Annotated in this window: 7 protein-coding genes; 6 read left to right on the top strand and 1 reads right to left on the bottom strand. The window is 59.0% G+C overall.

The features are described 5' to 3' along the window. Positions 1-84 precede the first annotated feature (84 nt). The 6 genes from EV561_RS17350 (at position 85) to EV561_RS17325 (ending at position 11,180) form a co-directional block, all read left to right on the top strand. Positions 85-2,385, top strand: a complete 2,301-nt coding sequence (locus EV561_RS17350) for an FdhF/YdeP family oxidoreductase (RefSeq protein ID WP_132523542.1) — start codon at positions 85-87, stop codon at positions 2,383-2,385. A 215-nt stretch (positions 2,386-2,600) separates the two neighbouring features. Next, on the top strand, positions 2,601-3,713 hold the full coding sequence (locus EV561_RS17345) for an NADH:flavin oxidoreductase/NADH oxidase (protein ID WP_132523541.1): 1,113 nt from the start codon (positions 2,601-2,603) through the stop codon (positions 3,711-3,713). Positions 3,714-3,948: 235 nt separating this feature from the next. Further along, complete coding sequence (locus EV561_RS17340; RefSeq protein WP_132523540.1) at positions 3,949-5,070, top strand: HPP family protein; 1,122 nt, start codon at positions 3,949-3,951, stop codon at positions 5,068-5,070. A gap of 373 nt (positions 5,071-5,443) precedes the next feature. Continuing rightward, on the top strand, positions 5,444-6,574 hold the full coding sequence (locus EV561_RS17335; protein ID WP_132523539.1) for a calcium:proton antiporter: 1,131 nt from the start codon (positions 5,444-5,446) through the stop codon (positions 6,572-6,574). A 202-nt stretch (positions 6,575-6,776) separates the two neighbouring features. After that, positions 6,777-7,973, top strand: a complete 1,197-nt coding sequence (locus EV561_RS17330) for an efflux RND transporter periplasmic adaptor subunit (RefSeq protein ID WP_132523538.1) — start codon at positions 6,777-6,779, stop codon at positions 7,971-7,973. A gap of 42 nt (positions 7,974-8,015) precedes the next feature. Further along, the gene (locus EV561_RS17325; protein WP_132523537.1) at positions 8,016-11,180 is read left to right on the top strand and encodes a multidrug efflux RND transporter permease subunit; all 3,165 of its coding nucleotides are present in this window, start codon (positions 8,016-8,018) and stop codon (positions 11,178-11,180) included. Between the two features lie 40 nt (positions 11,181-11,220). Here EV561_RS17325 and EV561_RS17320 read toward each other — a convergent pair whose 3' ends face one another. Then, the gene (locus EV561_RS17320) at positions 11,221-11,985 is read right to left on the bottom strand and encodes a cysteine rich repeat-containing protein (RefSeq protein ID WP_245512707.1); all 765 of its coding nucleotides are present in this window, start codon (positions 11,983-11,985) and stop codon (positions 11,221-11,223) included. Positions 11,986-12,110 lie beyond the last annotated feature (125 nt).

Genomic DNA, 12,110 nt, shown 5'->3' with positions numbered 1-12,110 from the left:
GAGTAAGCTCGTGTCTTGCACATCTACCCTTTCAAAATTTCTTGGCAACATACCAGGCGATCACCAACAACTGGAGTAGCTGCGATGACCGTGAAGAGACCTGAAGGTATTGAAGACTATAACGAGCCTGCCGGCGGTTGGGGTGCGTTGCGTGCCGTCGCCAAGACGCTGGCGCACCAGCAGGTGATCGCTCAGGGAACCGCCACGCTTCTCAAGGCCAACCAGCCCGAAGGCTTCGACTGTCCGGGCTGCGCGTGGCCCGACCCGAAGCACACCTCTTCCTTCGAGTTCTGCGAAAACGGCGCCAAGGCCATTACATGGGAATCAACTGCCAAGCGTGTCGGCCTGGATTTCTTCGAAGCACATACCGTGAGCGAACTCTGGCAATGGATCGACCACAAGCTTGAAGATCAGGGCCGTCTGACGCATCCGCTGATCTATAATGCGAAAGCCGACCGCTACGAGGCGATTGAATGGAGCGCGGCCTTCGAGATCATCGGGGAGCAGCTCCGCAATCTGCCTGATCCTGATATGGCAGAGTTTTACACATCGGGCAGGGCGTCCAACGAGGCCGCTTTCCTCTTTCAGACCTTCGTACGGGCCTATGGCACCAACAATTTTCCCGATTGCTCCAACATGTGCCATGAGGCCACGAGCGTCGGGCTGCCACTGTCGATCGGTGTGGGCAAAGGCACCGTTACGCTTGAGGATTTCGACCACGCGGACGCGATCTTCAGCTTCGGCCACAATCCCGGAACAAATCACCCCCGCATGATGACGACGCTGCATGAGGCGTCCCGGCGAGGCGTCCCGATCATCGTGTTCAATCCGCTGAAGGAGCGCGCGCTTGAAAGGTTTGCCGCGCCGCAGAATCCGGTGGAAATGGTGACGCTGTCCTCGACGCCGATTGCCTCGGCCTATCATCAGGTCAGAGCCGGCGGTGATCTCGCGGCGCTCAAAGGCCTGATGAAGTCGATCTTCGAGCGTGATGCCGCAGACATCGCGGCCGGAGGGAAGGGGGTTCTCGACCGGGATTTCATCGCAGAACACACGGTCGGCATCGATGCGCTCAAAGCCGATGTGGAAGCCACCGACTGGGCTGCAATATTGGCTGTTTCGGGGCTGACGCGCGATGCGATCGAAAGCGCCGTCGACGTCTATCTCAATGCGAAGAACGTCATCGTCTGCTATGGCATGGGGCTTACCCAACACAGCAACGGCACGGCGAACGTCCAGCAGGTCGCGAACTTGCTGATGCTGCGCGGCAATATCGGCAGACAGGGTGCCGGCATCGCACCGATCCGCGGCCATTCGAACGTTCAGGGAGACCGGACGGTCGGCATTACCGAGATTCCCAACGACGCGCTGATTGACGGCATGGAGCGCGCCTTCGGATTTCGGCCTTCGGCGACCAAGGGACACAATGCGATAGAAGCCATCGAAGCTATTAGCGAGGGACGTTCGAAAGCGCTTATCTGTCTTGGTGGCAATCTTGCAGTGGCAATGTCGGATCCCGATGTGACCTTTGCGGCGATGCGCAAACTGGATCTTGCAGTCCATCTCGCAACGAAACTGAATCGTTCTCACCTCCTGACTGCCAAGACGTCCCTGATCCTGCCGGTTCTCGGCCGCACCGATCTCGATACCCAGGCATCGGGACCGCAGGCGATTACGGTTGAAGATTCCATGTCGATGGTTCACGCATCGCGCGGCTTCCTTAAGCCCCCGAGCGACCAGCTCAAATCCGAACCCGCCATCATCGCCGGCATTGCCAAGGCTACGCTCGGTGATCGATATGGCATCGACTGGGACGGACTGATCGCAAACTACGACAGGATCCGGGAAAAGATCGAAGTCGTGTTTCCCGACTTCCACGATTTCAACAAACGCGTGCGGGTGCATGGCGGGTTCCGGCTCGATGTGGCGGCCTCTGACCGCAGGTGGAATACTGAGACAGGGAAGGCGAATTTCCTGCTTGCGCCGGGCTTGGATGAAGATCCAAGGATCAAGGATCCAAATGTTCTCGTGATGACGACGATCCGCAGCCATGATCAGTATAATACGACGGTCTATGGACTGGACGATCGCTATCGCGGGGTATTCGGAAGGCGCGATGTCATCTTCATGAACAGGGACGATCTCGCAGCCCGAGGTCTCGCCGATGGCGACGTCATCGACGTCGAAGCTGCCTATTATGAAAGTGATGTCGACAGGCCCCGGAAGGCTGCGCGTCGCTTCACGGCGGTGGCTTACAATATTCCCCAAGGCGCGGTTGCCGGGTACTATCCGGAGATGAACAGCGTGGTCTCTCTCGGGCACTATGACCGGAAATCCGGAACGCCAGCATATAAGGGAGTGCCCGTCAGGATCGTCAGAAGTCTCTGAAGGCGGAATTTGCGAGATTGAGCGCGCAAGCTTTCGTGAATGGCTGCGGCCGTGGCTGGCGTTTGCGGCTGCTTCGGGCCATGAGAGACATACTTGAGATTCTCAAGGTCACGGTCCTAAACTGCCGTTGGCTTCATGCCTGGCTTTTCGAGCCGGGCCGCGTGAGACATTTACGGATCGCTTCTTTTCGCTGCACTGCATAAGGATAGTTCGCCATGGCACAGCCCGCTTTGTTCAAACCATTTAACGTTCGCAATCTCACCCTGCCGAACCGCATCGTGATTGCGCCCATGTGTCAATATTCGGCCGAAAACGGATGCATGACGGACTGGCATCTGATCCATCTCGGCCAGCTCGCGCTCTCGGGCGCTGCGCTGCTGACGATCGAAGCAACCGCCGTCCTTCCGGAAGGCCGCATCACCTATGCGGATGTCGGGCTGTGGAACGACGAGACCGAAGCTGCGATGGGTCGGGTTCTTGAGAGCATTCGGCGGTGGTCGGATATGCCGATCGGAATTCAGCTCAGCCACGCCGGCCGCAAGGCCTCAACGCTGGTGCCCTGGACGGGCAGCGGGCAGTATTCTCCCGAAGATCCGCATGGTTGGGAGACCGAGGCGCCATCAGGAATTCCCTTTGCGGATGGCTATTTTGCACCGATGGATTTGAACCTGGATGGCCTCCGGCGCGTTCGGGATGCTTTCGCAGCGTCTGCAGTCCGCGCCGCGCGGCTTGGGCTGGGCTTCATCCAGCTTCACGCTGCACATGGCTATCTCCTTCACCAGTTTCTTTCGCCGCTGTCGAACCGCCGCGACGATGAATATGGCGGCAGCCTCGAGAACCGCATGCGTTTTCCGCTGGAAGTGTTTGACGCGGTTCGCGCCGCTTTCCCTGCTGATAAGGCGGTGACCATGCGCGTCTCGGCCACCGATTGGGTCGAAGGCGGTTGGGATGCGGAGCAGACGATCGAGTTTGCTACCCGGCTGGAAGCCCATGGCTGCGACGCGATCCACGTTTCGAGCGGAGGGCTGCATCCTGCTCAACAGATCCCGATCGGGCCAAGCTATCAGGTGCCGCTCGCTCGTGCGGTCAAGGCCGCCGTCAGCATCCCGATCGTTGCCGTCGGGCTCATCACCGAGTTCGAGCAGGCAGAAGCAATCATCTCGACCGGGGATGCAGATCTGATCGCGCTGGCCCGAGGGATCCTCTACGATCCGCATTGGCCGTGGCACGCCGCTGCCGAACTGGGCGGACAGGTTCATGCGCCCAATCAATATCTTCGTTCCCAGCCGCGGCAATACAAGGATCTCTTCATCACCGAGCCTCGGTGACCTGACATCAGGAGAAGATTGAAACGGATTTCGCCGAATTGGCCATAAGTGGGTAGCGACGTTCTTGCCATATCGGTTGGAGCGTCGCATATCTCGTGCCCTGTCATCTGCTTCAGCCAGCGATCGGTCTTCACTGAAGACCGGGGATTCCTGCTGTCGCCTTTAACTCTGGAGAGGCGGCTTCGACTGAAGCCTTCAATCGTCAATACGGCCTGTTGCCGCGCTTTTGGTCCCGATGTCGAAATCCACAGAACCCTCTTCCGCCCCGAGCCGTCATCTTCGGCTGTTTCACCCGATGCTTGCCGGCGCAACATTGCGCGAACGCCTGCTTGCGTGTCTCGGCGCGCTCATCGGCATTGCCCTGACGGGCACGATCTGTGGCTATCTTTTCGGTCAGGGGCCGGCTCTCCCGCTGATCGTGGCGCCTATTGGCGCTTCCGCGGTGTTGCTGTTCGCAGTGCCGGCTAGTCCGCTGGCGCAACCATGGTCCATCATCGGCGGCAACACGATATCTGCGCTGATGGGTGTCATTGCAGCGTATTTCATCCATGAACCAATCCTGGCGATTGGCGTTGGCGTATCATTGGCAATCGGCGCTATGACGTTTACACGTTCCCTGCACCCTCCAGGCGGCGCGGCTGCCCTGACGGCAGTGCTTGGAGGGCCGGCGGTAGCGAGTTGGGGGATACTTTTCCCTCTGGTGCCGGTGGGGCTCAACTCCTGCATTCTGGTTGCCCTCGGCCTGCTGTTCCACAAACTCGCAAGGCGGCAATATCCGCATGTCGCGCTGGCTGCAGCCGTCAATACGCATCGGACTCAGGATCCCCCATCAGCCGAGAGGGTGGGTTTTCGGGAAGAAGATATTGATATGGCGCTCGCCGCGCTCGACGAGACGTTCGACATAGACCGCGGCGATCTCTCCCGCGTGCTGCATCAGGTCGAGCTACAGGCCGCAATCCGGTCTCATGGGGATATTCTTTGCAGCGATATCATGTCCCGCGATATCGTATCGGTCGGGCAGGAGACGCCAAGCGATGAAGCGCGCTCGCTTCTGTTGAAGCACAATATTCGAACGCTTCCGGTCAAGGATAGCACCGGCCGGCTACTCGGAACCGTCGGCCTTAGAGAACTTTCCGATGGTCACGGCCGTGTCAGTGATCATCTTTCGCCGGCCGCCAGTGCCTCCGCGAACGACCCGGCTCTCGGATTGCTACCGGTGCTGACGGACGGCCGAACGCATGCAGTCATCATCGTCGATGCGGAGCGCCACGTGATCGGCCTCATTTCCCAGACGGATATTCTGACTGCTGTTGCGCGCTCCCTGCCGAAAGCAAAAATTTCGGAAGCGGTGGCATAAGGCCCGGAAGCCAAAACTGAAAAAGGCCGGGCAAGCCCGACCTTCTTCTTTCATTTGAGCCCTGCTGCCAGTTCATCCGTGGTCAGCAAGTCGAAATGAACTGGAAAAAGCATACATCCGTTCATAAGAGATGTCGAATGGAATGCGCTGGATAGGCGAAATATGAGAGAATAGCGATCGCCATGTGGTTGATGGCGCGCAATCCAGATGTTCCCGATTTCTGAGGCGGAAAAAGGCGACCTGATGAGAGCAGGCTAGACATTTCAGGTTGATTTCCGGCAACATGCGCGTCAGGCAGATCAGATCAAGCCATCTGATGGGGGACGTGCGGTGATCATCGCTTTTTTGGCAGTTGCGGGCGGATGTTGGTTCGATGGCTGATACTGCTGTCATACACCCTGGTAATATCGGTCGTCTTGTACGCGAGGAATGGTTCCTGGGCGTCAGCGTCCTCACCAGCCTGGCCTTTTTTGCCTTTGAAGGGCGGCTGTTTCAGCATTTGTCCCAACCGGTCTGGTTTGCGTTTATCTTTCTTTGGCTTTTCAGCGCCGTGCTTGGTTCCGCACTTTCCGTCGTGCGACATGCGGATCATCTTGCCGAGCGGCTGGGTGAGCCCTATGGCACCTTGATCCTGACGCTCGCTGTCACCTCGATCGAGGTTATGGCCATTTCCGCGGTGATGCTCCACGGCGACAACAATCCGACGCTAGCACGGGACACGCTTTTCGCCGTCGTCATGATCATTCTCAACGGCATGGTTGGCCTATCCCTGCTGCTTGGCGCTTGGCGGCGGCCTGAGCAGCACCATAATCTCCAAGGCGCCAACGCTTATCTTGGCGTTATCGTGCCGCTCGCGACCCTAACTCTGGTTCTGCCCAGCTTTCTCTATGCCGAAGGCGGGCAGCATCCCTCCGCTCCAAGGCAATTCGTGCTGGGTGTTATTTCCGTTGGCCTTTACTGCACGTTCCTGGTGCTTCAGACAGGTCGTCAACACGACTATTTCACGGAAGCGGAAGAATATCATAACGCGCCGGAACGCATGCCGGCGCCCGAGCCGATATGGCTGCACGCGGTGCTGCTATTCGCCTATATGTTGCCTGTCGTCTATTTGGTCGAGCAATTGGCACTGCCGATCGACTATGTCATCGAAACCCTGCACGCTCCCGCCGCATTCGGGGGTGTCGTCATGGCCGTGCTGGTGGCGACGCCGGAGGCGATCAGCGCAGTGCGGGCCTCCATTGCCAATCATCTGCAGCGCTCGATCAATATCTTTCTAGGCTCCGTGCTTTCGACCATTGGACTGACCGTGCCTGCCATGCTCGCCATCAGCCATCTCTATGGGCATCCCGTGACATTGGGGCTGGAACACAGCGATCTGGTGATGCTTTTGCTCACTCTTGCAGTCAGCATCATCACCTTTGCCAGCGGCCGCACTCACCTCATGCAGGGCGCGATCCATCTCGTGCTTTTCGTCTCTTATCTGCTGCTTATCTTTCAGAGTTGAGACGCCGACCATCCTGTTCGTCGAACGATTGATGGAATCTGCCGGCGAAAAAGGTCGATTGTTCATACGAATTGCATTCGGTGGGTTATTGCAATTTTCGGCAATGGCGCTTCATATTGCCGCTACCTTGATCTTAAAGCTGTATGGCGAGGCAAGGTGCGCATGGGACTGGATCACGTAGGCATGTCGAGGGGGCTGCAGAATGCGTGGAACGTGTCGTCAATGCCCGCAGGTTTTTCTCGCGCTGTTCAGCGTCGCATTTCTCGTCGCCTGCGAGGGGAGCGGCAACACATATGCGCCGCCGCCGCCGCCCAAAGTGATGGTGGCGCAGCCGCTGCAACAGCCCGTGACGCAATATTTCGAACTGACCGGCAACACCGCTGCCATCAACTCTGTCGATATCGAGGCGCGGGTCCAGGGCTTTATCGAATCCATCGACTATCAGGATGGTACAGCGGTTACGAAGGGCACGCAGCTTTTCGGAATCCAGAGAAATACATATCAGGCACAGCTGGACCAGGCGAAGGCGACCCTTGCTTCCTCTCAGGCATCTCAGGTCGGCGCCAAGCAGGAATATGACCGGCAGGTCAACCTGCTGAGGCAGAACGTGACGACCCAGACAGCGGTTGATAGCGCCAAGGCGACGCTCGATCAGGCAAATGCCACCATCGCCAACGCCCAGGCGAGTGTCGAATTGGCAGAGATCAATTTGGGGTACACACAGGTCGTGGCGCCTTTCGACGGGACGATGACCAATCATCTTGTCGATGTCGGCGCGCTGGTCGGTGTCTCCGGCCCGACGCAGCTTGCGACCATCGTTCAGATGGATCCGCTCTATGCCTATTTCAGCGTCAGCGAAACGCAGGTGCTTGCGATCAAAGCCAGTCTCGCCAAGCAACATTCCACGCTCTCGCAGCTAGATCTTCCAAAGATACCAGCAGAAATCGGGCTGCAAAACGAGGACGGCTATCCGCACAAGGGGCATCTCGATTATGTCTCGCCGCAGATCGATTCATCTACCGGCACGCTCCAGGTCCGGGCACTCTTCGACAACAAGAACCGTGCCATGCTTCCGGGGATGTTCGTCAGGGTGCGCGTGCCGGTTGGCCACGATGACAAGGCGCTTCTGGTGCGGGACGACGCACTCGGCACCAACCAGCAGGGCAATTACCTGCTGGTGCTCGGCAAGGACGACGTGGTCGAGCAGAGACAGGTGAAGACCGGGCAGAAGGAAGGTGCTCTGCGGGTGATTATATCCGGTCTCGATGCCGACGAGTGGGTCGTGACACATGGCATTCAGCAGGCGATCCCCGGCAGCAAGGTCGCGCCTGAAAAGTCAGACATGAATTCTGTCACCGCAGACGCATCGGGCACTACCGCCACGACCGCCTCCCAATAGTGATTTCGCTACCGTCTTCATCCGAACACCGGAGGCAACAGTATGATTTCGCGCTTCTTCATCGAACGGCCGGTGCTCGCCAACGTTCTGGCGTTGGTCTTCGTGCTCATCGGTGCGGTTGCGCTCTTCCAGCTGCCCGTCGCGCAATATCCGAATGTTGTTCCGCCCACGGTGCAGGTCACGACGCGTTTTCCGGGCGCCAGCGCCAAGACGCTCATCAATACCGTCGCGCTGCCAATCGAGCAGCAGGTCAATGGCGTGCAGAACATGCTCTACATGCAGTCGACAAGCGCCAGCGACGGTACATATTCCCTGATCGTCACTTTCGCGATCGGCACGGATCCGGATCAGGCTCAGGTTCTGGTCCAGAACCGGGTGGCGATTGCGATGTCGTCGCTGCCGGATGCGGTGCAGGTTCAGGGCGTCACGACCCAGAAGAAGTCGACCGCGATCCTCGGTTTCGTCACCCTGACCTCGCCTGACGCCCGCTACGACAGCCTGTTTCTCTCCAATTATGCGGTCATCAATCTGCAGAACGAGCTGGCGCGCCTTCCAGGCGTCGGCAATGTGACCGTCTTCGGTGCCGGTCAATATGCGATGCGGATCTGGATGGATCCGAACCTGCTGCAGGCGCGAGGCCTGACCCCACAGGATGTCATCAATGTCGTCCAGCAGCAGAGCCAGGAAGTCGCCGCCGGTCAGGTCGGCACTCCGCCGGTGCCGAAGGGGCAGGATTTTCAGTATACGCTGAACATCAACGGGCGACTGAACGACGCTCCGGATTATGAGAACATCATCCTCAAGGTCGACCCGCAGCAGGGCGGCCGCGTAACCCGGGTGCGCGACATCGGCCGTGTCGAGCTGGGGGCCCAGACCTACAGCCAGTCCTTCATGCAGAATGGCAATCCGGCGACGGGCATTGGCGTTTCACAGTTGCCGGAAGCAAATGCAATCACGGTAGCCCAGGAAGTCAGAACAAAAATGGCGGAACTCGCCAAGGGCTTTCCGCAGGGACTTACCTACGAAATCCCCTTCGATACGACAAAATTCGTCAAAGCCTCGATCAACGAGGTCTATATGACGTTGATCGAAGCCGGCGTTCTTGTTCTCATCGTCATCCTGATCTTCCTTCAGGATTGGCGCGCAATGCTCGTCCCCGCCACAACGGTGCCCGTCACGATCATCGGCGCTTTCGCAGCCATGGCGGCGCTGGGGTTCACGGTCAACCTCTCCACGCTCTTTGCCATCGTTCTTGCCATCGGCATCGTCGTCGACGACGCGATCGTGATTGTCGAAGGGGTCGCTCGCCACATCGAGGAAGGCATGTCCGGCAGGGAGGCGGCCGAGAAGGCGATGGACGAGCTTTTCGGGCCTGTCATCGGCATTACGCTCGTCCTGATGGCGGTGTTCCTTCCAGCCGCGTTTCTGCCTGGCTTGACCGGTCAGCTCTATAAGCAGTTCGCCCTGGTGATTGCGGCGACTGCTCTGATCAGCGCGATCAACGCGATGACGCTGAAACCCACCCAATGCGCCCTCTGGCTAAGGCCGCCGGTGCCGCCGGAGAGGCGCAACGTCTTCTATCGTGGTTTCAACAGGGGCTATGCCTGGGCGGAACGGCACTATACCGGGCTGATCAGCGGAATGGTTCATCACAGCGCCATCATCGTCCTGGTTGGGCTGGCCCTGATTGGCGTTGCCGTTTGGGGGCTTACGCGCCTGCCGACTGCCTTCCTGCCGGTCGAGGATCAGGGCTATGTCCTGATTGCCGCCCAATTGCCGGATGGCGCCTCGAAGGAGCGGACCGACGCCGTCATGTCGCAGGTCGGCAAGATCGCGCAGGCGACGCCGGGGGTCGACCAAGTGCTGACGATCAGCGGCATCTCCATCCTCGACAACAACGCCAGCCTTCAGAATGCCGGCGTTGCCTACGTGGTTCTCAAAGACTGGGGCGAGCGCGGCAAGGTGAAAGGGCAGGACCTGTTGTCGATATATGAACACCTCAATCAATCGCTGCAGGTTGTCTTGAGCGCCAAGACCCTTGTGGTCGTGCCTCCACCGATCCAGGGCATCGGCAACGCCAATGGCTTCACGATGCAAGTCCTGATCAAGAATGGCGATTTCGATTATCCGCTGCTGCAATCCCTGGCAGATACGATCGTCAAGAGCGGCAATGCCCAATCATCGCTGCAGCGGCTGAGCACATCCTTCCGCGCGACCGTGCCGCAACTCTCCGTAGCCGTCGATCGTATCAAGGCGGAAAAGCTCGGCATCACGGTCGGCCAGGTTTTCTCGGCTTTGTCGAGCTATGTCGGCTCCAGTTATGTAACCCAATTCAACAAGTTCGGGCGCACCTTCCAGGTCTACATTCAGGCGGCATCCGATTTTCGCGTCAGGCCGGATGATATCCGCAACTACAAGGTCAAGGCCGGCGACGGCACGATGGTGCCGCTTGGAACCGTTCTCGATGTCTCGATCGAGCAAGGTCCGTCCCTGATCAGCCTCTACAATCTCTATCCAACAGCCACCATTGTCGGCGGCGCGGCTCAAGGCTTCAGCTCCGGCCAGGCGCTCGATATCATGGAGCAGATCGCCGACCGAACGCTTCCGCCGGGCACGGGCTATGAATGGACGGCGCTGTCCTATCAGGAAAAGATCGTCGGCGGGCAGATCTATTTTATCTTCGCCCTTGCAATGCTGCTGGTCTATTTCGTGCTCGCGGGTCAATATGAGAGCTGGATCCTGCCCCTGGCAGTCCTGCTTGCCGTGCCGCTTGCCCTTCTGGGAACGGTGGGCGCATTGACCTCGCTGGGTGTCGCCAACAATCTCTATACCCAGATCGGCCTCATTCTCCTGATTGCGCTCGCGTCGAAGAACGCCATTCTGATCGTGGAATATGCGCGCGAAAAACGGGAGGAGGGGATGGAAATCCTGGATGCCGCGGTCGAGGCGGCCCGCCTGCGTTTCCGGCCGATCCTGATGACTTCCTTTGCCTTCATTCTTGGCGTGCTGCCGCTCGTGCTCGCTAGCGGCGCTGGCGCCTCGGCCCGCAAATCCATCGGCATTTCGGTCTTCAGCGGCATGATCGCCTCGACCTGCCTTGCGGTCCTGTTCGTCCCCTCGTTCTATGTGGTGCTGCAACGCCTTGAGGAATACCGGAGGCGGCGGTCCGGGACCGTAAAGGTCGAGCAGGCCGCCAATGTCAATTAGGCGGTTTGCCATCATCATTTCGGTAGGATGCTGAGGCGGTCTATAGGCCCGAGGTCAGAATTTTCTGGCATCCCGGCGAGACGCGCGCAAAGTTTTCCTTCAGGCACGCGATGCCGCGGCCGCCACCCAGCGGAACCGCACGGCACAGTGCCCTGAAATCTGGGCCACAGGACCGGCGCATGACGATCAGCTCTTCCCGTGGAGAGAAATTATGCATCGCAGGAGGGGCGGCTTGCGCCGGTGCGGTCGCCACTGCGCCGCCACCTGCCGCAGTTCCCGCTCCACCCAATGCGGCGACCGACTGCTTGCATGCCGGCGACAGTGAAGTGCTGTGCGCCTGCAGACAGGATAGGGCTTCCTGTCCGCCAGGCGTTACGCCCGAACATTGCGCCATAAAATCGTTCCGGCAATTCGACTTGATGGCGCTCTTTTGCGCCTGCGTCGGGGCCTGCGCAGACATGGCTCCTGCAGCCGGAGCAGATGTTGCGGCTGTCGCTGGCTGTGTCGTCGTCGGTGCCGCAGAGCTGGACTTCTTGGCGCCTATGGCCGAGATGGCTTGCTTGCAGGCCGGCGACAGCGATGCGTCGTGCTCTTTCAGGCAATTCAGTGCCTCGATGCCACCGGGCTTCACGCTGGAACATTGCGCAATGAAGTCCGAGCGGCAGGCCGAACGGATCGCACTGCGCTGCTCCTCGGTCGGCTGCTGGGCAATGGCCGCGCCGGCAAGGACAGACGTTATGAAAAACGCATGCAACAGCACGCTGCCCGACGAAACCCTTCGTTCACGGTGTACGATAGCTGTCATTGAAGACGTCAATTTCCACATTTTCCCTCTCCCAAAGGATCTATCGAGTCTATCGCAAAGATCAGGCCGGCCGAGTTGGCGGGCATCTGGCATATGAAATGGAAGGAACCCGGGGGAATCCGAGA

It is taken from the genome of Rhizobium sp. BK376 (assembly GCF_004341625.1).
Lineage (GTDB): Bacteria > Pseudomonadota > Alphaproteobacteria > Rhizobiales > Rhizobiaceae > Rhizobium.
The sequence above is the reverse complement of the archived record's forward strand: the minus strand, read 5'-3'. Positions and strand labels throughout refer to the sequence as shown.

What these genes read in the sequence shown, in the direction of transcription:
- EV561_RS17350 (WP_132523542.1), top strand. Translation starts at nt 85, where the DNA reads ATGACCGTGAAGAGACCTGAAGGTATTGAAGACTATAACGAGCCTGCC.
- EV561_RS17345 (WP_132523541.1), top strand. Translation starts at nt 2,601, where the DNA reads ATGGCACAGCCCGCTTTGTTCAAACCATTTAACGTTCGCAATCTCACC.
- EV561_RS17340 (WP_132523540.1), top strand. Translation starts at nt 3,949, where the DNA reads ATGTCGAAATCCACAGAACCCTCTTCCGCCCCGAGCCGTCATCTTCGG.
- EV561_RS17335 (WP_132523539.1), top strand. Translation starts at nt 5,444, where the DNA reads ATGGCTGATACTGCTGTCATACACCCTGGTAATATCGGTCGTCTTGTA.
- EV561_RS17330 (WP_132523538.1), top strand. Translation starts at nt 6,777, where the DNA reads ATGCGTGGAACGTGTCGTCAATGCCCGCAGGTTTTTCTCGCGCTGTTC.
- EV561_RS17325 (WP_132523537.1), top strand. Translation starts at nt 8,016, where the DNA reads ATGATTTCGCGCTTCTTCATCGAACGGCCGGTGCTCGCCAACGTTCTG.
- EV561_RS17320 (WP_245512707.1), bottom strand. Translation starts at nt 11,985, where the DNA reads ATGACAGCTATCGTACACCGTGAACGAAGGGTTTCGTCGGGCAGCGTG.